The sequence below is a fragment of the Trichormus sp. NMC-1 genome, from assembly GCF_001858025.1.
In the GTDB taxonomy this organism is placed as follows: domain Bacteria; phylum Cyanobacteriota; class Cyanobacteriia; order Cyanobacteriales; family Nostocaceae; genus Anabaena.
This window is the reverse complement of the sequence record NZ_LZQD01000004.1, coordinates 304998-326873: the sequence shown is the minus strand read 5'-3', so window position 1 is coordinate 326873 and position 21876 is coordinate 304998. Positions and strand designations below refer to the sequence as shown.

Sequence of the window (21876 nt, the reverse complement as noted above, 5' to 3'; positions counted from 1 at the left end):
AGATTTTTTTGTAAGTTTTATTTCACTAAACCCCAACTGAAATCTTCACCCTTTCCCGCTTACCAGTAGACACCAACCACTTACCACCAGAAGGCGCTAAAGTTACTCCTCTGCGGATAGGTTTGACGGCAATATTATCAACCAAAGTTAAATCTAAATGTGACATAATTGTAGCTAAAACCAGCTTCATTTCAAACATTGCAAATGCCATACCAATACAGGTACGATTACCACCACCAAAAGGGAGATATTCATATTGTGAATACTGCCGTTCTAAAAAGCGTTCTGGTTTAAATTGATCCGGTTCTGGATATAAATCTGGGCGGCGATGAGTTAAATATATACAAGGCGTAAGTAATACACCTGGCTCAAATTCATGACCCATAATTTTTGTCGGTGTCTTCACCATGCGGGGTAAAGTAATCATCGCAATTGGGTAAAAGCGTAAAGTTTCCTGACAAACAGCAGTCAAATAAGGCAAGCGAAAAATTTCATTGAAATCGGCATTTTTACCCAGCGAATTTAACTCAGTTAGTAGAGTTTCCCGGACTTTTGGTAAATGATGAATCCAGTATAATGCCCATGTTAAAGCTGACGCTGTAGTTTCATGACCTGCAAATAATAAAGTCATTAACTCATCACGTAATTCTACATCTGTCATTGCTTCACCATTCTCATCCCGCGCTGACATCATTAAGGAAAGAATATCGCTGCGAGAGGCATCAAAATTATCTCTGCGTTCTTGAATCTCGGTGTAGAGGAGTTGGTAAATTTCTTCTCTGCGACGCAAAAATATTCCCCAAGGACTCCAAGCACCCAAATCTACTTGCAATGCAGGGAAAAAGGTGACAGCAGAACGCAATGGAGAACCTGATAAATCCAACAAGGAAGCCGTCAGTTTTTGCAATCTTGTTAAACGTTCTCCCTCACTCAAACCAAACACAGCTTGTAAAATCACTCTCAGGGAAATTTCTTGCATAGAATCCCGCACTGAAAAAGGTTCGCCAATTTGCCAATTACTGATAACTTGTTTAGTCATATCAGTGATAATTTGACCATAGGCTTTCATTCTTTCTCCATGAAAAGGCGGTGTTAATAGCCGTCTTTGGCGTTGGTGAGGTACGCCATCTAACAATAACAAAGAGTTTTCGCCAACTAAAGGTTTGATCAGTTTATTTCCCCTCCCCGCATCAAAATATTCTGGTGGCGTTGTAAAAATTTCCTGAATTGCTTCGGGGTTACTAATAAAAACTAATGGTTGTTCGGTAGTCAGTCTCAGGGTAAAAAAGTCACCATGGGTTTTTGCAGATGTTTCCATCAGTTGCAAAGGATTGAAAACCCATTGTAGACGCTGCATAAATCTTGAGGTTTGGGACTCACCAGGTAATTGCATGGCAAAAATTACTATAAATTATTTTCTCACTAGGCTAACAAATCTACCAAGAAATGCCAAAAATTTCCACAAAATCTACCTTTAGGTTATTTATACCTAAAAGTAACTTCGACTACATTTGCAGAGGAGTAATTATTTTTTATACAAAAATCAATGATAGATATTTATATTCTTGATTTGTTGGTAATTGGTCTACTCTTACTGATTGTGACTTTAGGGTCAGGTTGGATTTCACGTTTACCTCTTTCTTTTGCAATGATCTACCTAATGGTAGGGTTTTTTTTGGGGCCTTATGGCTTAAGACTGATTCAATTACGTCGTGATGAATTCTTCAATGCCGAATTACTAGAAAGACTAACTGAATTTGTCGTTATTGTTTCTGTATTTAGTTGTGGCTTAAAAATAGTTACACCCCTGAAATGGAGGTTGTGGAATATTACGGTGAGACTGATTGCATTATTAATGCCAATTTCCATTTTTTCCCTGGCTGCTGTTGGAAAGTTATGGTTGGGGATGAATTGGGGAGAGGCGATTTTATTAGGTGCAATTCTTGCGCCAACTGACCCTGTATTAGCCTCAGAGGTGCAGTTGACAGATACAAATGACGATGATGAGTTACGCTTTGGTTTAACTTCTGAAGGAGGATTAAATGATGCTTTAGCTTTTCCTTTTGTTTATTTTGGTATTTATGCCCTCAAAGATAGTAATTGGCATAATTGGTTGGGAAATTGGGTTGCAGTTGATGTAATTTGGGCGATCGCATCTGGTATTGTTATGGGACTGATTGTTTCCATAGCCATAGTATGGATTGATAAAAAAATTCAAAAATATCGTCCTGCTGATGCTGTGATGGAGGATTTTGTTGCTATTAGCACGATTTTACTCACTTATTCTTTAACAGAAATTGTTAATGGCTATGGATTTCTGGCAGTATTTGTGGCAGGGTTAGCTGTCCAAAGGAGTTACACAAATCCCCACAAGCCACTGGCACAATTAGAATTTATTGAGCGATTAGAAAAGCTGCTAGAAGTTGGTCTAATTTTGATCTTAGGAACAATATTATTATGGGAGCCAATGTTTAAGTATGCTACCCAATCTTTGTTAGTCATAAGTTTATTATTTTTAGTTATTCGACCTGTGGGCGTATGGGTTAGCACCATTGGTAAACGTCCTCTAAATTCTCACCGTCGAACTTTCAATCCACTAACTCGCTTGCTATTTGGTTGGTTTGGTATTAGGGGTATAGGTTCTTTATATTATCTTGCCTTTAGCTTAAGCAACGGCTTAAAAGGTGAGGCTGCTGAACAAATTACTTGGATAACTTACACGACTATTGTCGTTTCTGTGATTGTACATGGAATTAGTTCCACTCCTTTAATGAATTGGTATGAAAGCAATATTGCTAATCGCACAAAGTCTAATATTCATGCAACAATTGATGAATTTGAATAGTTTTTTTGTAAGCCTATGTTTAAGCTTACATTTGGATATTATTGTGATATTATAGTTTCACCCATTGGGAATTAATTTGTATTTGCCGTTCTTGCATAATTTGTGTGAATAACTCTGTAGTTAATACTGCTTCTACAGGTGAAACTCCAGGGCGTTTGAGTTTACCTTCTAGTAATAATTTAGCAATACTACCTGTACCTATACCCGAAGCAACAGCAGTATTATTATGCAATAAAGTTGAAGCATAAACTACTGTTTCCCCATCTTTTTTTCCTGTTACTTCTGCTCGCACTGCTACCCCAATTCCAGTAAAAATATTGGTAAAATCGGTCATGCTATGACTAACATGAGACAAAAATTCAATCATGTATCGACGCTGCATTAACCATTTAGGAAAAATATGGGCAGCTATCCAAGTTAAGTGATTATAAAAATCTGGAATCGAGCCAAATTTAGTAATTACAGTTTTCACAGTTGGAAAAGAATAGGGTAATGTGATTGTTTCTGGCATATCAAACCAGTAAACTCCACTCACTCCAAAGGGTTGTGGAAAGTTAATATCTTCTCTATCAGAATAAGGTTGAATTAAACGCCATTCACCATTTATCCAAGCCTGAAAAGAATGCTGTAAACCGAGAAATGTGGTTCGCATCACGGTAACACCAGCACCACCAGAACCAGAAACTAAATAACTTAAATGTATTTTTTCTGCTACATCAAATTGCTCGATTCCTTGACGGACTAAGCTATTAGAAATACCGGGGAAAATTCCCGTGTTAATAATTGCTGTTACTCCAGCATCCACGGCTTTTTCGTGTAAATTTAACGCTTTATTAGTATAGGAACGATGATCACTAACATCTAGATAATTCACACCTTGTTCAATGCAAATTTCCAGAACTTGAGTATCTCGGTAGTGAAATGGTCCGGCACAGTGAATGACTAAATCCGATTGTGCGATCGCTTCCCGCAACTTGTCAACTTCGGTCAAATCCAAAACTAAAAACTGCTCTCGTCCTCCCGAAGACAAGCTTACAGCCTTTCCCGTCTCTGGGGAACGTCCAGTAATGGTAATTTGCGCCTCTGTGTAAGTGAGGATATCGTTAGCAACTGCGCTACCAATCCTTCCTCGTCCACCTAGAATTAAAACACGGTCTTTCATGACTTCCGTATAGGTAACGTGATTCTTATTTCATCAGCTTTTATTCCTATTTGTCATCGGTAACAAGTATGAATTGCTTATGAAGAGAGAAGAAATTGCAAATTACTCCTATTGGGACTGATAAAAATAGGTTTGATATATCATCAATCACTAGCAATTTACAAAATTGTAATCTATGAAAATAGGTGCATTAACGCTGTAACGCACCCTACATTCAGTTATAACTAACTAATCCCAAACACCGAACCCACAGTAGACTTAAGCGAATTTCCTGCATCCTTTAAAGTCTGACTAATAGGATGTTTGGTTTGCAAAAATACTCTAGCACAATTGCGTCCTGGCATACCCGAAATTGAACCACCTGGATGTGTTCCCGCACCAGTTAAAAATAGATTATCAATGGGGGTTTTATAGTTTGCTATTTCTGGCAAAGGTCGGAAAAATACCATTTGATCCATCGTCATATCAATATGATAATAATTCCCTTTGTAAGCACCTAATCTTTCTCCCAATTCTGCTGGACTTTCTACACGTCTAGCAATAATGGAATTTTTCAAATTTGGCGAATAAGTTGCTAGTTTATCAACTACCCGATCTGCAACTTGATTTTTCAATTCATCAGTCCAACCCGTGCCTTTCAAACCTGTACCTTCTGCACCAGCAATTTGATAAGGAGCGAAGAATTCAATCCAGACTGTATGTTTACCTGGAGGTGCTAAACTAGGGTCAAGAGCGCTAGGCATGACCACATACATTGATGGGTCAGAGTCGGGAATTTCTCCTAATGTACATTTACTATGAGCCTGTTCTACATGATTCATAGAATCGGCAATTAAGATTGAACCAATGAGATATTCATCTTTGTGTTCATGGTAGGGAAAATGTAGCGGCTCATCTAAAGCTAAATCTATCTTTAAGATGGTTTCATTATTATTAACAATGCGCCGTTCTAATCTTTCCCATAGTTCAGAATCAACTGCATCAATATCACTTTTATCAGTCATTTGTAAAAACAAACGTTGAGCATCAATATTAGAAATTACTCCATATTTAGCTCGATATTCTTGACCACCTGCAACCCTCACTCCCACAGCTTTAGCATCATCAATTAAAACTTTTTCCACGTGCTGGTCTGTGAGAATTACCCCACCTTTACTTGTGACTAAATTCACCAATGCTTGCACCAATGCACCTGTGCCTCCGCGCGGTCTAGCCATACCAGGATTATGACGCATTGCCATCATCATCACCCCAATTGCCAGGTTTTTTTGTGAAGGTGGCGCACCCAGTTCTGATGCTAATCTAGAAAGTGGTGCTTTCAAAAATTCTTCATCAAACCACTCATTGAGAATATCCTCAGCACTGTTCAGCATAGTGCGGATAAAATCCAGGCTTTTGTTTGGAGAACCTACTACAGAAAATAAATCTTTTAATTTCTGAATATTGTAGTTGCCAAAAATATCTACAACTGATTTGGGTGGAGCATTGAAAATGGGAATCATGGCATTAATTGCCCGTTGCCAATAATCTGTAAATTCGGCATATTTCCTAGCATCACGCTCATTATAACGAGCGATTTCTGTACAAGTCTTTTCTATGGATTTATGAGCTAAGAAATACTTACCATCTGGATGTGGACAAAAAACAACTGGGTCACATTCTAAATATTCCAAGCCGTATTTTGTCAGTTCTAATTCTTCAACAACTGGCCCCAAATGAATAAATTCATGGTCAATAGCACACAAGTTAAATTTAAACCCTGGTGCTTGATCTGGGATACATTCTTCAGTTGTGGCTGCACCACCGGGAACAGAACGCTTTTCTAGTAGCAGAACGCTATAACCAGCTTTGAGTAAATAGGCAGCACACACTAACCCATTGTGTCCTGCACCGATCATGACAACATCATATTCTTGCATAAATGTTAGTTATGTTTTTTTCAAATAAACTAGGTTTTCAAGATGAGGAATATTTTTATAAATTTACAGGATTTGTTATTTATAAAAATTAGTATTTACCAGAGTGAATCCTAATCAGGATAAAGCATAGTGTCCATTGAAGGAATTTGCTTTATGTGGGCTTTGAGTATCAGGATTAAACTACCCTTTTTTACTTCCATATCTTTGATAGAAAATACCATATTTTCCCACTCCAAGTATGGTAAATTGATTATTTCTTTAGCTTTTTGCATAGCAGCTGCTATTAATTCTACTCTTATTCCTTCTCCTTCAGTACAACGAAAACTTGCCAACATGGGGGGTTTTGTCTGAGTTCGGGGATGAGCAATGGCATGATAACCTAAGATATGAGTATTCTCCTGTTCTTTGAGCCATACCTTACCTTTAAATTCTAGTTTGCCATCACCGGGTAAAAATACCTGCATTTCTTGCGGTTCAAAGCTGACAATTTCACCATCTACATTCAACTTAAATTGTCTCACCCACCTGTAAATCACCTCTGAAGTCAAGGCATCGTTAATATCTGCTTCCGTGAAAACAATGCGAACGTCGGCATTTACTGCTTCATTGAGTTCTAGTTGACCCAATATCACACTTAAAGGATTGATAGAAATGCTATCTGTTTGCAGTTTTATATCCTGGACGCGGATTTTGTCTTGAACTACTAACCCTTGACCAGCAAGCGCAACCTGATTTACCTGTCCACGAAATAATTTCCCGATATCAGTTTTTATCTCTATATCTATTTGTTCTACTTCATCTAACTCCTCAGATATTCTTCTTTCAACTTCCTGAGATAATAATTTTTCCTCAAAGTTTGGCTTTTTAGGCATAAACAAATTTGACTCTTCTAAGTTTCCACTACTGGCTAATGTATACGCTAGTGCCTAAGAAGAGTATCTATAAAGAGACATAGCCCAATTGGTAGATTATAGGTCAATACTGTGCATTCTCTTTTAGAAGAACTGAACTGTATTTAATGATATGATGTCCGGTTAAATACTGGGAAGCGGAGAATTTTTTCAACAGCAATTAGCCGGACTTGATATGAAAACCAACTTAAATCAAGTCAAATCTTTAAGCTAATAATCATTCAAATTGCATCCCCGTGTCCATGAGTATCAACTTAAGCTTAAACGCTAGTCCCACAGCCGTTCTACCCCACCCCTTAGTCCCCTCCCCTCAAGAGGGGAAGTTTTACATTAGTAAAACGGGGGTGGGGTTCTTCTGGATTGATTGGTCATTGAGTAAGTTGGATATAAGGTTAATGAAGAGTCTTTCACGTTAAGTTAAAACCCATGAGCATTATACTTTACCCCTAAAAATGAAATTCAGTTTGAGCACAGAAATAAATTTCTCATTTCTTTGCTGTTAAATCAGCAAGGCCAAAAAATGCCAAAAAATTAAATACTACTAGTGGTTTCTAAAGTTCGGGATTTCACCTGACGCTGACTCTTGATAACCATCTGAATAGGACGGTCTAGCCCTGTTACCAAACCACGGCGTTTAGCTTGAACTTCCCCATTATCAACTAGTTCTAATTCACGACTAGAAAGAATTTTAGCTAGTGCCAATTTCATTTCAAACTGAGCAAAAGCTAGACCAATACAACGTCTTGCACCACCTCCAAAAGGTAGAAATTCATAGGGAGAAAATTGCTTTTCTAAAAAGCGGTCTGGGTTAAACTTTTTGGGTTCAGGATAAATATCTGACCGTTGATGAGTTGAATAAATAGAACCTAAGATGACTGTGCCTGGTTCTAAATCATAACCACCTATTGATACAGCAGTTTTCACTCGTCGAGGAAAAGTCAACATGGCGATAGGATAAATTCGCAATGTTTCATTACAAACAGCAGTGAGATAGGGTAATTTAAAGATGGCATTAGAATCTGGATTTTCTCCCAAACTATCCAGTTCTACTAATAGCTTTTGACGCACTTCTGGTAGTTTTTGAATCCAGTATAAAGCCCAGGTAATAGCGGTGGCTGTGGTTTCGTGACCTGCTACCAATAGAGTAATCAATTCATCACGTAATTCTACATCGGTCATTGGTTGACCATCTTCATCTCTAGCCGCCATGAGTAAACTGAGGATATCTGTGCGTGACGAATCAGGATTTTCTCGCTGTTCTTTAATTTCCTCATAAATGAGTTGGTCGGCTTTGTCTTGTTGACGCTGCTGTTGTTCCCAGAGTTGGGAAATACCAATCACATTTTTTAAAGCGGGAATATACAATAAAGCAACTCTCCAGGCTTCACTACCTACTTCTAAAATTTCACAAAGTAGCTGCTGTAATTTTTCCGCACGTTCTCCTTCATAGAGTCCAAATACAGCTTGCATCATTACACTTAAAGTAATGTCTTGGCTAATATTTCGGATATTGAAAGGTTGATTTATTTGCTGTTTGCTGAGGACTTTCTCGGTGATATTGTCAATTACTTCCGCATAATTCCGCATTCTTTCACCATGAAACGGAGGCATAATTAACTGACGTTGACGCTGGTGTTGTGTGCCACTCAATAAAATCACAGAATTCTTGCCCAGTAAGTATTGAAAAATCTCATTTAAATCTCCTGGTGCTTCTAATTCTTTGGTATCAGTGGTTAAAATTTGCTGTACGGCTTGGGGATGACTGAAAAAGACGATAGGAGAAGAGTTTATATCTAACTTAAGTGAGAAGCTATCTCCATAGGTTTTGACGCAGGCTTCCATATATGACATGGGACTTAATACCCAGCGCATGATCTGGAAAAGTGCCGGGGTTTTGGGGCCATTTGGTAGAGGCATAAAATTTTTTTTGATTGGTGTAAATCTATCTTCCTCTAAAGTAACTGAAAAATTGAGGGTGCGTTAATTACATACGACAAGCAACGCACCCTCAACTATGCAGGTTTAACTACTGACTTACCACTTATGTCTTATCCAGTCGTAAATCTCTAAATATTCTGTCCCCGGAACATTCCAAGAGTAGTCATACTGCATACCCTGAATAGCTAGTTTCGTGAATTCTTCCGGTTGCTGATACCATAAATCAATTGCCCGTCCCATTGCTGACTCAAGCGCCTGATTATCCATTTGATAGAATACATAACCATTGCGTTTTTCTGAGGGCAGATTTTGGTCGTAATCTCGGTCAAATACTGTATTCACCAATCCCCCAACACCCCGAACAATGGGAACAGTACCGTATTTTAACCCAATCATTTGAGTTAATCCACAGGGTTCGTAATTGCTAGGGACAACAATCATGTCTGCCCCTGCATAAATGAGGTGGGATAATTCTTCATTAAATCCCAGTTCTAAATGCACATCTGGGTTACTATTTAAAAATTGTTTTTCATGCTGAAAGTGAGCATTGATTGCTGGTTCTGTGGCTGAACCTAGTAATACAAATTGCGCTCCTTTATTGAGGGCATAATAAATGGCATGATGAACAAGATGCACGCCTTTTTGGTTATCTAATCGACCGATGTAAGCCACGACGGGTTTATCAGCATGACCTAGCATCAGCCTTTCTCGCAAAGCTTTTTTGTTATATGCTTTTTGTTCAAAATCATCCCGGCTGTAATGATGAGGGATGTAACGGTCAATTTCGGGATTCCAAAAGTCATAATCAATCCCGTTGAGAACTCCAGTGAATTTCTCTTTTTGTAAATCTAATGTATGACCTAAACCGCAGCCAATATCACTGTTTTGAGCTTCTACAGCATGGTTTGGTGAAACTGTGGTGACAGCATTGGAATAAACAATTCCCCCTTTCATATAATTTAAAGCAAAGGGGTTAAAGTTATCGCGTAGCTTATCGTATTGGAAGTAATAAGATGGTTGATTTAATCCGGTTCCTTCCAGAGTTTTAACTCCACCAATTCCTTGATGTTTAAAGTTATGAATGGTGTAGCAAACCCGTTGATATTCCATGCCATGATATTTGTAAATTTCATAAAGCATGACGGGAATTAAGCCTGTTTGCCAATCATGACAATGGATGATATCTGGTCTTTTATTGCTTCTGTGCAAAAATTCTAAAGCTGCTTTGCTGAAGAATGCAAAACGCATATCATCATCTTCACAACCGTAATAGCAACCGCGATTAAAGAAGTTGTCTTCACTGTGAGGTTCAATGAAAAAACATACTCTTCCATGTACCCAACCGCAGTATACAGAACAGTGAATTGCTGCGCCATACCAGGGAACCCACAGGTTGAGGTAGGCATCATGTAACCCCCAAATATGGTCATAGCGCATACAGTCGTACATAGGTAAAATCAGTTCGACTGTGTTTCCTCGATTCTCTAATTCTCTACTGAGTCCATAAACAACATCTCCTAACCCTCCGGCTTTAATTACTGGAGCGCATTCTGAGGCAATCTGTACTATGTACATTCCTAGCCCTCACTTCACAAAACTTTATGTTTACTATATAGCAGTATATGAAAAATGTACTCATTGACAAGGGATAGATTCTTCTGACTTGTCAGATATGCGATTTATGCTAACACCAATCCCCCAGATGGAAATCTCGACGCAACTCCTGGAAAACCTGGGCAAATTACTTTTATTCCCAAAGTAGAGCCTAAACCAGAATTTGGGTGGGAAATTACCACCACATCTGGTGAAGCAGAAATAGCCTTAGCAGAGCATCTTGTCAAAGTCGGCGCTAAGGAATATGTTGCTTATTGGTGTCCGCACTGTCATGAACAGAAGCTCCTCTTTGGTAAAGAAGCTTACAAAATCATTAGCGACAATAACGTTAAGGTCGAATGCGCTGCTGACAGCCCTAAAGCTAAACCAGAATTGTGTCAAGCCGCCAAAATTGAAAGCTTCCCCACTTGGATCATCAATGGTAAAACCTATAGCGGCGTGCAGAACTTGTCAGAACTGGCGAAGATTACTGGTTACACAGGTTCTCAGAACTTCAAGTTTTTTAGGTAAAGTTCTAAGAGGTTGTTTGAAAAGTATTAGATGAAACCGATAATCAAGAGAAACCTAACCCCCCTTCCCTACCTCTCCCTAACCCTCTCCTACAAGGAGAGGGAAAAGGAAAAACTTTTGTTACTGGAATGGGGATTTCAAAGCCTCTTCCCGTGTCGGGGAGAGGTTTGGAGAGGGGTTTATTTATACATTAAAAACTTTTCAAACATCCTCTAAGGACGATTCCTGAATTGTTTTAAGCTACTTCTAGCGCGCTGTTAAATGAATCGTGAATACACATTTTATAGTGAATGTTGGGTTACGACGCGGTTTGGTGATTTATCTATACCTGTACCGTGAGAGTGATAAATTAATTACCACATCTAACCGAATCTACAAGGTGTTCACAACATCTGCAAGGATTGATATGCCAATCTTATAGTAACTATAAAAATATTCAATTCTCAGACCGAATTTCTGGAAATATGTCCTAAAATAATGTGCATATAGCTTTTTATAAATAAAAACTTTATATTATTTTAAATTTAGGCATTTCAAAATCAAAAAAATCAATTTATAGACAAAATACATAGAAATATGTCTTGAGATAATCTGTGTCATGCTTTAGTTATATCGAGATTTATCGCCGTTTTAAATAGATTTTTTTGAAAACAAAAGCTGCATTTTTTTTAGACAGAATGCTTTTATTTATGTCTTAAAATAATGTCTAAAAACTTTCATTTATATAGAAACTTCATATTCTTTATAATTTGCTAATGTAAAAATATAAGAGTTAAGTCAACTTTCGATCTAGAGGATAATGTAATGGCAAGAATAGTAATTTCTAACTTAAAAGCTCATGATGAAAAAATCCTTTTTCAGGCGCTATCTTCAGAAGAAGCAGAGACTATAGCGGGTGGTAGTGGTGGTAGCATCAATAATTATTTTATCACGACCAATACTGGAAACGTGGAGAATACAGGGACTGGTGATGTTAAAGGTGTAGATAGTGGCATCCGCGATAATAAGGTCAACACTATAGACTATTCCAGGTCAATATACATTGTGATAAATTCTTGGTAATTAATTATTTGTGTTCTGATACTGAAATTACCAACTTTTTAGTTATTTGAGGGTAAAAACTGCTTTTTAGGGCATTTTTTGTCAGATATTTTACCCACAATAAATTTTTACAACTGCTCACTTATTGATGTGAAAATTAAGACAATGGCTGCAATCATGAAGACTGAATTAAGTTCTGTTGAAGTAAATAGACTTTTTCAGAAGCTAAGTTTACAAGAAATGGAGTCAACTTCGGGAGGTAATACTCTTATTCCTTTATGGAGTAGTGGTTTAGCGGCTTTCTCTCTCAATATGTTTTATGATGAGCTAAATAGCTTATTCAGTGAATATTACATACCCCCGATTTTTGACGACAACAAGCTTTTTACTGTTGATTTTTCGGAAATAGATGTCTATTTAGTAGTTTAACTCTTGTGAGGTGCATGGCGGGCATCTTGCCCGCACCACAAGAGTTTTATTATTCATATCTGTCAAAATAACTTTTCCTTCCCCTGCCAGAAAGCCCCCTGCTCGGACTTGATATCAAATAGCATTGCTATATTTAAGTTGCTTATGCTGATATTGCGAAAAAGCAATTCACTGTTATAACCGCGAAGATGTAAAATTTTGGTTACATTAAACGAGCTTATCCAGTTTATTGGCTTTTTATTAAGGTACTCAGCATGACAGCAACTACATCAAAGGCATCTTCCGCACTTCCTGATTTTTGTGAAGGAATACAATATTTTGGGGAAGCATTGCCAGATTTTCAAACTTATGGGGCAACTCCCGCGATAGAATCGGGCAAGAGTGCGATCGCAAATCCTACCGATACAAATGCAGTATATCAAACTCTACTCGCGGCTGATGCCCTGCGCTACCTAACCCTACAAGTCACTGGTAGTAAGGCTTCTGGACACCCCGGCGGTTTTGCCAGCCAAGCGGAGGCTTATGCAGCTTTGGTCATGTTGGGACATAAAAACATTATCACCGAAGTGGGACATCACGCCCCTGGTTTCTATAGTGCCATGTTCTTAGACCGTTCCTTAGAAGACATGGGCATTTCTACAGTACAACAATTGCGCGATCGCTTTCGAGAAAAGCATGGATTATTAGGACACCTTTCCGGCTACATTCCCGGTATTCTCGCACCTGCTGGACCCCTGGGACAAGGACAACATTTTGCCATGTCTGCTGCACTGTTGCACCGTGATAAACTCTTCCCCTTCACCCTGGGAGACGGGGGACTGGGTGAACCCTATATCATGAGTTCAATGGCACATTTCAACACCGCTTACCCCACCGTTACCAACTTTTTACCCGTGTTGGTGTGGAACGGTTACAGCCAAGAACACCACAGCATGGTATCTTTGAAAACCAACGCAGAGATGATCGCCTATTGGCAAGGTAACGGTTTTGCCGAAGTCGTATTAGTCAATGCTAAAGATTTTGACGACCAAAATCAAGCCAGTGAATATGTTGATAGTACCGCATTTTCTTTTGAGAACCGTCTAGAATTTACCAAAGCGGTATTAGTAGGAATGGATAAAGCTGCCCGTTCAGCACTTAGCGGCAAATTGACGGTATTTATTATCAAACAACTCAAAGGTGCAGGAGTTCACGCCTTGGGGGCAAAATCACACAACCTCTATCCTAAAGATACATTAGACGCGCCCCATATTGTCACCGCTTTACAAAAACGGGCATTATCAGCCGCAGCATGGCAAATTGTGCGGACAAATGCCGAACGGGCTGGAGGTGGACCCGCTGCTAAAACAGTGGTGACAGAATTTGAATTACCCTTAGCAGATTTAGGGGAATTACCATTAGAAGAATATAAGGTTGGGGCAGTTCCTCAAGTGGCGACAACGGCAATGGGTAGGTTAGTAGGAATAGTAGGAAATAAAGATAAAAATTTCCTCGTGACTAATGCTGACGGTAACGAAGCTTCAGGAATTGCTAACATTAACCAAGCTTTAAAAATCAATCACCCCACCACCGATGATTTATATAATCAAGCCCCAGGAGGTCAAGTTTACGAACCTTTGAGCGAAGATGCTTGTGCAGGTTTAGCCGCTGGTTTATCCTTAATGGGTGCGAGAACTTTGTGGTGTTCTTATGAATCTTTTGCCATCAATGGTTTACCAATTTGGCAAACTGTCACCCAAGCAATGGCAGAATTACGCCGTCAAACACCCTCGACAATTACATTATTTACTGCGGGGGCCTTAGAACAAGGACGCAACGGTTGGACTCACCAAAGACCAGAAATTGAAGCTTATTTTGCTTCTTTGATGAGAACAGGAAATGTCTTCCCATTATTTCCCCCAGATGCTAACAGTATTCAAGTCTGTTATGACTGGGCTTTGCAAACAAAAAATAAGGGCATTGTCATTACTGCTAGTAAGTCTCCTTTGCCAATTCGTAGCACCTTTGCCCAAACTGAAAAAGGCTTAATTGATGGTGCGGTGTTATTACATGAAGTGGCTGGTGGGAAAACTGTTGTATTTGCTGTCATTGGCGATTTGACATTAATTCCTGTGTTTGAAGCGGCGGCATTTTTAGAAACTGAAGGTATTGGTGTGAAGATTGTTTCTATTATCAATCCCCGTCGTTTATATCGTCCTCATGATACTGCTTGGGATACTTGTTCTGAACCTGATAACGGTTTTTTAAGTGATGCCGATTTTGAGCAATTGTTTGGTGGAGATGCCTTAATTGGTGTGACAGGTGGGGCTGCGGCGATGTTAGAACCGATCATGTTACGCAGTAATTCTAAACGTGATTCTTTCGCCTGGAAGCGTGGGGAAACTACGGCTAGTGCGGGTGAGTTGATGGCTTTTAATGGTTTGACTGCGGAGGCGTTGACTAAGCGGGCTATTGAGTTGGTGCATTAATTAGAACGCGGATGTACGCAGATTAACGCGGATGTTTTGGCGTTGGGTTGCGTACATTTGCGGTTTAAATTATAATCTATTGTATTGTTTTGAAAAACATAAGGATCAATTTCATGCTTAATGAATCAACTAAAAAGCTGATAGAGGAACTTACAAAAAAATTAGAAGCCAGTAAAGAATCTATATCTTCTTCATTCGGTGAAATCTTAGTCTTATTAATTGAGAAATTACAACTATCTCAAGATAAAGAATTTGTTTTTCTCTTAGCAGGTAGAACTGGAGTTGGTAAATCTAGTACGGTTAATTCATTACTTGGCCAACAAATTGCTACTGTAGGGAAATATGATCCTACAACAATGGATGTTCAGGAATATGAACATGAAATAAATGGAGTTAAATGTTCAATAATTGATACACCTGGTTTATGTGACGAGATTCCAGAAAAAGGTAATAATGAAAAGTATATAGAATTGATTCAACGTCAAGTCAAACAAATTGATTTACTTTGGTTTGTCACTCGTCTTGATGAATCAAGAGTTGACGGATCTGAAAAACAAGGTATACAAATCATTTCCGAAGCATTTACACCGACAGTATGGGAACATTCTGTTATTGTCTTCACCCGTGCAAATAACGCTGATGATTATTTAGAAGAATTAGCAGAAAGAACTAAACGCATTAGAAATGAGATTGCAAAACACACAGGTAATGAAATTGCAAATAAAATTCCCGCAGTTGCAGTAGATAATAAAAGTCAAACAACACCAGATGGAAAAAGATGGTTGGAAGAACTATATACACAAGTATTTATAAGAATGACTGAAAGAGGAGCTATTCCATTTTTAATGGCAACAGCTTCTAGAATCAATAAATCACAATCTAATAAAAATAGTAAAGAGCCGAATTGGAATTTTTATAATAAATCTGAATCTCAAAATGAAGCAGACTCTGAAAGTGAATTTAATGTTAATGATTTCATATTTACAAAGTTTCAAAAAGAAGAAATTAAGAAAAAAATTATAGAAGTTATTCCAGCTTTAGCCATTGCCGGTGCGGGAGTTGGTGCTACTATTGGGGGACCTGTTGGTGCTGCTATTGGTGGTGTCATAGGTGCTACTATAGGAAGTATTTTTTATTTTCTTAGCTGAGGGCATATCATATAAAATTTTGTCCTTTCCTAATAATTGAAGTTATAAAAAACCAGGATGAAATATCCCTCTAATCCATTACGGTTTATACCCAACCAAATCTGGCAATACTGAATACTATGGTGTTTAGTAGTTTCTTCTTTAGGTATGAATTATGACTCAAGAACAGAAAATAGACCTAGTTTTGAGAATTATTGCTGAAATCGCTGATGGTGATGAATCAAAAGCAATAATCTTTCAACAGATTCGTCAAAAAACAGGTGTAGACGGTAATGAATTAGAAAACATATTAATTTACTTAGGTAAGGAGGGCTATATCAAGGACGAATATCGAGTTTTTGACGATATAACTCCTATATATATTACACATTTAGGTATACAGAAATCCCTTTCTTTAAACTAGGGATAAACAATACTGTATGGTGGGTTAACAACATCGTAACCCACCATTAATAACACTAAATTACAGCCCAAAAACCCTGTATCTGTTCACATTATCTCACTCAACCATTACTAGGGATTAATAGAGCGATCGCACCTGAAAACCTTACTCTGTATCTGTTTACGTTATCTCACTCAAGCATTACTAGGGATTACTAGAGCGATCGCACCTGAAAAGCTTACCCTGTATCTCACTTAACCATTACTAGGGATTACTGGAGCGATCGTACCTGAAAACCTTACCCTGTATCTGTTTACGTTATCTCACTCAAGCATTACTAGGGATTAGTGGAGCGATCGCACCTGAAAAGCTTACCCTGTATCTGTTTACATTATCTCACTCAAGCGTTACTAGGGATTAGTAGAGCGATCGCACCTCAAAAGCTTACCCTGTATCTGTTTACGTTATCTCATTCAAGTATTACTAGGGATGTTTAGGGCGATCGCACCCGAAAACCTTACCCTGTATCTGTTTACGTTATCTCACTCAAGCATTACTAGGGATTACTAGAGCGATCGCACCTGAAAAGCTTACCCTGTATCTGTTTACGTTATCTCACTCAACTATTACTGGGGATTAGTGGAGCGATCGCACCTGAAAAGCTTACCCTGTATCTGTTTACGTTATCTCACTCAAGCATTACTAGGGATTACTGAGCGATCGCAGTCCGAAAACCTTACTCTGTATCTGTTTACATTATCTCACCTAACCATTATTAGGGATTAGTAGAGCGATCGCACCTGAAAAGCTTACCCTGTATCTGTTTACGTTATCTCACTCAACTATTACTGGGGATTAGTGGAGCGATCGCACCTGAAAAGCTTACCCTGTATCTGTTTACGTTATCTCACTCAACTATTACTGGGGATTAGTGGAGCGATCGCACCTGAAAAGCTTACCCTGTATCTGTTTACGTTATCTCACTCAAGCATTACTAGGGATTAGTGGAGCGATAGCTGCGATCGTGTAAATATTCACCTCACCACCAAAATTATCACCTGAACTAAATCAAACGTCCTATTGTGGCATTATTACCGGAATAACTTGATTTTTATTGCGCCGATAAATCAGAAAATCACTATCAAAAGTTAATAAAAAACTATCATTATAAAGTTCAGACATCCGTACCAAACAAGCATCTGCAAAAGACATCGGAACAGATTGATAAATCTTGATAAGTTCACCAATAATTACAGATTCATCATCCAACTTAAAAGGTACTTTAATAACTCCATTCTTCACCAAATTTATCACAGCATCTTGACCACCATAAACATTTCGCAACAAAAAACAAGCCTCAGAAATTACAGCTTCACAAGTTAATAAAGGAGGCTCAATGTTATCCCATTGTGATGTTACCCAACCATGAAACTGATCACGACGATTAATTATAGCTACCAATGGACCCGTATCTAATAAAACACATCCTCTCATCATGTACCGTAACCATTCATATAATCTTTATTAGTAGATAAATCATCGGCTGCTTCCACACAACCAACGTATTCTTGAGCCATAGTTAAAGCCGAAATACTTGATTTTTTTATTTGATTAGATAACCCTTGTTTTCGCATTTTTTCTAATAAAAACTCTACAAAATCTAACGCCTCTTGTTGTTTATCAGGAGGTAATATTTTTACCTTGTCTATAATTATTTCTTCAACAGTCATTTGATTTGTCCTTGAGGATAAATTAATATTTACTGCTCTGCTTTTATATTTTAGCACATCATCCTACATATTCAAATCTCCACAAATTCTCAAGATCCAATTTATGGCAGAATTTGTGATGATAGTATTGGAGAATTGATTGCTACCACTGGTCATCATGAAGGTGTTATTATTGAGATAAATGACGGAGAACTTGTTTTTGACAATATTCACCATCAAGGCATTACCCGATTAAACTGGATACAGAATCTCTATTCACCTATTTTAGATGCAGGATTAGAGTTTCAAATCACAGAAACTTACTTTTAACCTAGAAATTTAGTGAGTTAAACATGGATAATCTCTACAACTTACTGCAAAAGATCAAAAAAAGACCTGCAATGTATTTAGGTAAAAATTCTATTTTTAGCCTCCAAGCATTTTTAGATGGATACTATTTTGCCCGTCGAGAAATTGGTATTCCTTTAACAGCAGAAGAAACTGAATTTCAAACTTTTTTACAATGGATAAGACACAAATTCAATGTAGAAACAGGTCAATTATGGTCAAGTATTCTTCTTTTCCATTCAGCCGATGAAAAAAGCGCAGTAAATAGATTTTTTACCTTGTTTGAAGAATTTTGTCAAAATCAGAAAAATCATGAAATAGCAAAAATTGATGAATTAGTTTCATGAAAATAAAAGTTAGTAAGTTGGGTTGACAAAACCCAACAATACCTATAATTAATAATGCTAAATTTCAACCCAAAAACCCTGTATCTGTTCACATTATCTCACTCAACCATTACAAGGGATTACTAGAGCGATAGCGAAGCGCTGCTGCAAGCAGTTCGCACCTGAAAACCTTACCCTGTATCTGTTTACGTTATCTCACTCAAGCGTTATTAGGGATGTTTAGGGCGATCGCACGGTTGGATATCTCGTAAAAAATCTTACTTAATTTTTCTTTACATATTGTGTTGTTTTGAGTTATTTTTTTAAAACTATGATAAAATTATAGAATTGATTACTATAGAATCTAACTGTTATGAAAATACTTTCTCGAATCTTTGATAACAGAATAAACGCGCACAATATTCTGACGGAAATTTCTATTGATGAATATTTAGAAATAGCTAATTTTATTAGTAAAAACAATCCTTTGCAAAGGAAGAGATTAAAATCATATTCATCAATATATAACCTACTAAAAGAAGATATAAAAATAGGGTGTACTATACCACCTATAGTTTTAGCTCTTAGTAATGACATCCAGGAAAATATAGATTTTGATAATGTTCATGATAATACAATTATCAATTATATAAATTCCCATAAAGATAAATTAATAATTCTTGATGGACTACAAAGAACACACTCATTAATAGATGTAGATCAAGATTTACAGTTTGAAAATAATATAGATGTACTCAAAAAATTTCATAATCATAAATTAAGATTTGAAATTTATTTAGGCATTAATAAAATAGGTATTCTTTACAGAATGCTAACACTTAATACTGGTCAATCCCCTATGTCTGTTAGACATCAAATAGAAATACTTTATTCTGATTATCTTGATGAAAGTATTTCTTCAGAAATCAAGTTACTTAAAGAAGTTGATGAACCAAGTCCTCATGAAATTGGGGAATATAGATTTGAATATAGATTTAATGATGTAATAGATGGCTTTACTTCCTACCTTCTTAGAGATGAGGCTAGTTTAGATAGAAGAGACTTACTTGAAATCATTAAAAGTTTAGAAAATCTCGCGCAGGAAAATCAGAATAAGGATCTATTTAAAAGTTATCTAATAACATATAATGAATTTGTTAAAAAAATACGCGAATTGTCAGGTGATTGGAAGTTTAATGATGAGCAAATCCGATTATCAAGTAAACCTTTTGGTGATAGCGTAGATAAGATATTTACTAAATCACAACTAATGACGGGTTTTGGTGCTGCTGTAGGATTTTTAAAAGATAAACATCTGATTGATTCATTTGATGATATAAATCAGAAGATTACCCAGATTAATCTTAGCAATAATGATCAAAGTTTTCTTGACGAGTTAATTCTAACATTAGACGATATCAGTAAAACTGCTAGAAAAATTGGTAATTCTCAAAGAATGTATTTTTACTACTTCTTTAGAGAACTATTTAGCAGTGAAAGTGATTCATATTTATCAATAGATAAATCAATAGAATCTAGTTTTAGAAAATATAGATCAAATGAACTATAAATTAAATGAGTAATTTTTGTATATGCCACTTAAAATAAGAAATGAACTTTCCGAAATTGAATATTCTAGGACTTACGCATTGACAGAATAACAAAATAGTGCATTGATAAATAAGAGTCGTCGAGTAATGGGTATGAGAGAATGAGAGAAATTACTAAACCCTCGACAGCACAATGCAATCTAGACATCTACACCTTATTTTTGCTGTCAGAGCCAAAGTATGGAGGGTGCAGTAGGTTAGCGGAGATATTGGGAGATGTTTCACATGATAGTGTAAACCGCTTTTTATTGAGAGAGAGATACGAACCCAAAGATTTATTCAGCATAATAGAGAAAATTATCAATCTGGAAGGAGGGATATTAAGTGTAGACGATACAGTCATAGAAAAGATTTACAGCGACCCTAAAAATGCGGAATTAATCAGTTATTTTTGGTCAGGGAAAGCCCATAAAACTATTATTGGCTTAAATTTAATTAGTCTATATTACAGTGATATTAATGGTAATTCAGTACCAATAAATTATAGAATATATGATAAAAAGGAGGGAAAAACAAAAAACGATTATTTTAGAGAAATGGTAATTGAAATAATAAGCTGGGGAGTCAAACCCAGAATGGTAACAGGAGATAGTTGGTATTCTGGAGTAGAAAACTTGAAATTTCTAAAAAACCAGAAATTGGGTTTCCTATTCGGAATTGAAAAAAATAGAACTGTTTCAAATGAGCCACACAAGTATTGTCAAGTAAGCACTCTGGCTATTCCCCAAGAAGGATTAAGGACTCATCTGAAAGAATTTGGATTTATAAAATTGTTTAGGAAAGACTTTAAAAAGGAAGACTCTAGACATTATATTTTATATCTACTAGATGAGGAGAAAATCAAAGACATAACCAGAAGTACCTTTATCACAATTCATGATACCCATTGGGGTATTGAAACATTTCATCGAGCCATAAAACAAGTATGTGGAATTTGTCGGTTCATGGTTAGAGATACCTGTGCAATCAAAACTCATATATTTTGTTCACTTCAAGCTTTTGTGAAATTGGAGTTTATGCGCTCTGAAAATATAATTAGCAATTGGTATGAAGTACAAAGGAATCTGTTTACTTCTGTTGTCCGTGAGCATATTTTTGCCAACCTTCGCAAGGATGCCATTATCTAGACTACATAGATGATATTTTTTGTCAATGCGTAAGTCCTAAACTCTATCTTTGACAATTGCAATTTGAGATTGTTCAGCTAAATAATCAAAGTCATCTTCCATTTGATTATAAAGTATAGTGTAAATATAGCTGGAAGGTAACTTAATTCGATTATATCCAAAATCTACGCCCATTTTAGTAACTCTCCAAAAACCCTGTATCTGTTGACATTATCTCACTCAAGCATTACTAGGGATTATTAGAGCGATAGCGTTCGCGGAGCGTCCCGGAGGGAACTAGCGCTGCTGCAAGCAGTTCGCACCTGAAAAGCTTACCCTGTATCTGTTTACGTTATCTCACTCAAGCATTACTAGGGATTATTAGAGCGATAGCGTTCGCGGAGCGTCCC

The 21876-nt window shown here is 37.2% G+C and carries 19 protein-coding genes and 1 pseudogene; 11 read left to right on the top strand and 9 right to left on the bottom strand.

Going from position 1 to position 21876, the window contains the following annotated elements; all coding sequences use genetic code 11:
- Positions 1 to 25 precede the first annotated feature (25 nt).
- Positions 26 to 1393, bottom strand: a complete 1368-nt coding sequence (locus tag A9Y75_RS15285; RefSeq protein ID WP_071190401.1) for a cytochrome P450 — start codon at positions 1391 to 1393, stop codon at positions 26 to 28.
- 153 nt (positions 1394 to 1546) lie between these two features.
- Between A9Y75_RS15285 and A9Y75_RS15280 the strand changes: the two genes are divergently transcribed.
- Complete coding sequence (locus tag A9Y75_RS15280; RefSeq protein WP_071190400.1) at positions 1547 to 2845, top strand: sodium:proton antiporter; 1299 nt, start codon at positions 1547 to 1549, stop codon at positions 2843 to 2845.
- A 49-nt stretch (positions 2846 to 2894) separates the two neighbouring features.
- Here A9Y75_RS15280 and A9Y75_RS15275 read toward each other — a convergent pair whose 3' ends face one another.
- The 5 genes from A9Y75_RS15275 to glgA form a co-directional block, all read right to left on the bottom strand.
- A complete protein-coding gene (locus A9Y75_RS15275) occupies positions 2895 to 4007 on the bottom strand; it encodes a saccharopine dehydrogenase NADP-binding domain-containing protein (RefSeq protein ID WP_071190399.1) in 1113 nt (370 codons plus the stop codon).
- Between the two features lie 224 nt (positions 4008 to 4231).
- The gene (gene crtO / locus A9Y75_RS15270; protein WP_071190398.1) at positions 4232 to 5926 is read right to left on the bottom strand and encodes a beta-carotene ketolase CrtO; all 1695 of its coding nucleotides are present in this window, start codon (positions 5924 to 5926) and stop codon (positions 4232 to 4234) included.
- A gap of 110 nt (positions 5927 to 6036) precedes the next feature.
- Positions 6037 to 6798 (bottom strand): DUF2993 domain-containing protein, encoded by a 762-nt coding sequence (locus A9Y75_RS15265; RefSeq protein ID WP_071190397.1) that lies wholly within the window; start codon positions 6796 to 6798, stop codon positions 6037 to 6039.
- A 570-nt stretch (positions 6799 to 7368) separates the two neighbouring features.
- A complete protein-coding gene (locus A9Y75_RS15260; RefSeq protein WP_071190396.1) occupies positions 7369 to 8754 on the bottom strand; it encodes a cytochrome P450 in 1386 nt (461 codons plus the stop codon).
- 117 nt (positions 8755 to 8871) lie between these two features.
- A complete protein-coding gene (gene glgA, locus A9Y75_RS15255; protein ID WP_071190395.1) occupies positions 8872 to 10350 on the bottom strand; it encodes a glycogen synthase GlgA in 1479 nt (492 codons plus the stop codon).
- Between the two features lie 144 nt (positions 10351 to 10494).
- Here glgA and A9Y75_RS29675 point away from each other — a divergent pair.
- The 6 genes and pseudogenes from A9Y75_RS29675 to A9Y75_RS15230 form a co-directional block, all read left to right on the top strand.
- Positions 10495 to 10899 (top strand): annotated as a pseudogene (locus A9Y75_RS29675) (hypothetical protein); the annotation flags it as partial.
- An 804-nt stretch (positions 10900 to 11703) separates the two neighbouring features.
- A complete protein-coding gene (locus A9Y75_RS15250) occupies positions 11704 to 11961 on the top strand; it encodes a hypothetical protein (RefSeq protein ID WP_071190394.1) in 258 nt (85 codons plus the stop codon).
- Between the two features lie 156 nt (positions 11962 to 12117).
- Positions 12118 to 12369: a hypothetical protein gene (locus A9Y75_RS15245; RefSeq protein ID WP_143046426.1), complete on the top strand. Its 252-nt coding sequence runs from the start codon at positions 12118 to 12120 to the stop codon at positions 12367 to 12369.
- A gap of 254 nt (positions 12370 to 12623) precedes the next feature.
- The gene (locus tag A9Y75_RS15240) at positions 12624 to 14837 is read left to right on the top strand and encodes a transketolase (RefSeq protein ID WP_071190392.1); all 2214 of its coding nucleotides are present in this window, start codon (positions 12624 to 12626) and stop codon (positions 14835 to 14837) included.
- A 113-nt stretch (positions 14838 to 14950) separates the two neighbouring features.
- Entirely contained in the window at positions 14951 to 15985 is a 1035-nt protein-coding gene (locus A9Y75_RS15235) for a GTPase (RefSeq protein ID WP_071190391.1), read from the top strand.
- A gap of 154 nt (positions 15986 to 16139) precedes the next feature.
- Entirely contained in the window at positions 16140 to 16388 is a 249-nt protein-coding gene (locus A9Y75_RS15230; RefSeq protein ID WP_071190390.1) for an Rrf2 family transcriptional regulator, read from the top strand.
- A gap of 1056 nt (positions 16389 to 17444) precedes the next feature.
- On the opposite strand, the gene A9Y75_RS15225 is transcribed toward A9Y75_RS15230, so the two are convergent.
- On the bottom strand, positions 17445 to 17861 hold the full coding sequence (locus A9Y75_RS15225; protein ID WP_071190389.1) for a PIN domain-containing protein: 417 nt from the start codon (positions 17859 to 17861) through the stop codon (positions 17445 to 17447).
- Positions 17861 to 18097 carry a DUF2281 domain-containing protein gene (locus A9Y75_RS15220; RefSeq protein ID WP_071190388.1) on the bottom strand — a complete coding sequence of 79 codons (237 nt, stop codon included), beginning with the start codon at positions 18095 to 18097 and terminating at the stop codon, positions 17861 to 17863. The genes A9Y75_RS15225 and A9Y75_RS15220 overlap by 1 nt, the downstream gene beginning before the upstream one ends.
- 57 nt (positions 18098 to 18154) lie before the next feature.
- On the opposite strand from A9Y75_RS15220, the gene A9Y75_RS26595 reads away from it, so the two are divergent.
- From A9Y75_RS26595 to A9Y75_RS15205, 4 genes are all read left to right on the top strand, one after another.
- Positions 18155 to 18406 carry a papain fold toxin domain-containing protein gene (locus tag A9Y75_RS26595; RefSeq protein ID WP_083389625.1) on the top strand — a complete coding sequence of 84 codons (252 nt, stop codon included), beginning with the start codon at positions 18155 to 18157 and terminating at the stop codon, positions 18404 to 18406.
- A 23-nt stretch (positions 18407 to 18429) separates the two neighbouring features.
- Positions 18430 to 18771: a hypothetical protein gene (locus tag A9Y75_RS15215; RefSeq protein ID WP_071190387.1), complete on the top strand. Its 342-nt coding sequence runs from the start codon at positions 18430 to 18432 to the stop codon at positions 18769 to 18771.
- A 352-nt stretch (positions 18772 to 19123) separates the two neighbouring features.
- Positions 19124 to 20320 (top strand): hypothetical protein, encoded by a 1197-nt coding sequence (locus A9Y75_RS15210; protein ID WP_071190386.1) that lies wholly within the window; start codon positions 19124 to 19126, stop codon positions 20318 to 20320.
- Positions 20321 to 20521: 201 nt separating this feature from the next.
- Positions 20522 to 21487, top strand: a complete 966-nt coding sequence (locus A9Y75_RS15205; RefSeq protein WP_083389514.1) for a transposase — start codon at positions 20522 to 20524, stop codon at positions 21485 to 21487.
- Positions 21488 to 21523: 36 nt separating this feature from the next.
- Here A9Y75_RS15205 and A9Y75_RS28550 read toward each other — a convergent pair whose 3' ends face one another.
- Positions 21524 to 21661 carry a hypothetical protein gene (locus A9Y75_RS28550; protein WP_177176201.1) on the bottom strand — a complete coding sequence of 46 codons (138 nt, stop codon included), beginning with the start codon at positions 21659 to 21661 and terminating at the stop codon, positions 21524 to 21526.
- Positions 21662 to 21876: the final 215 nt, after the last annotated feature.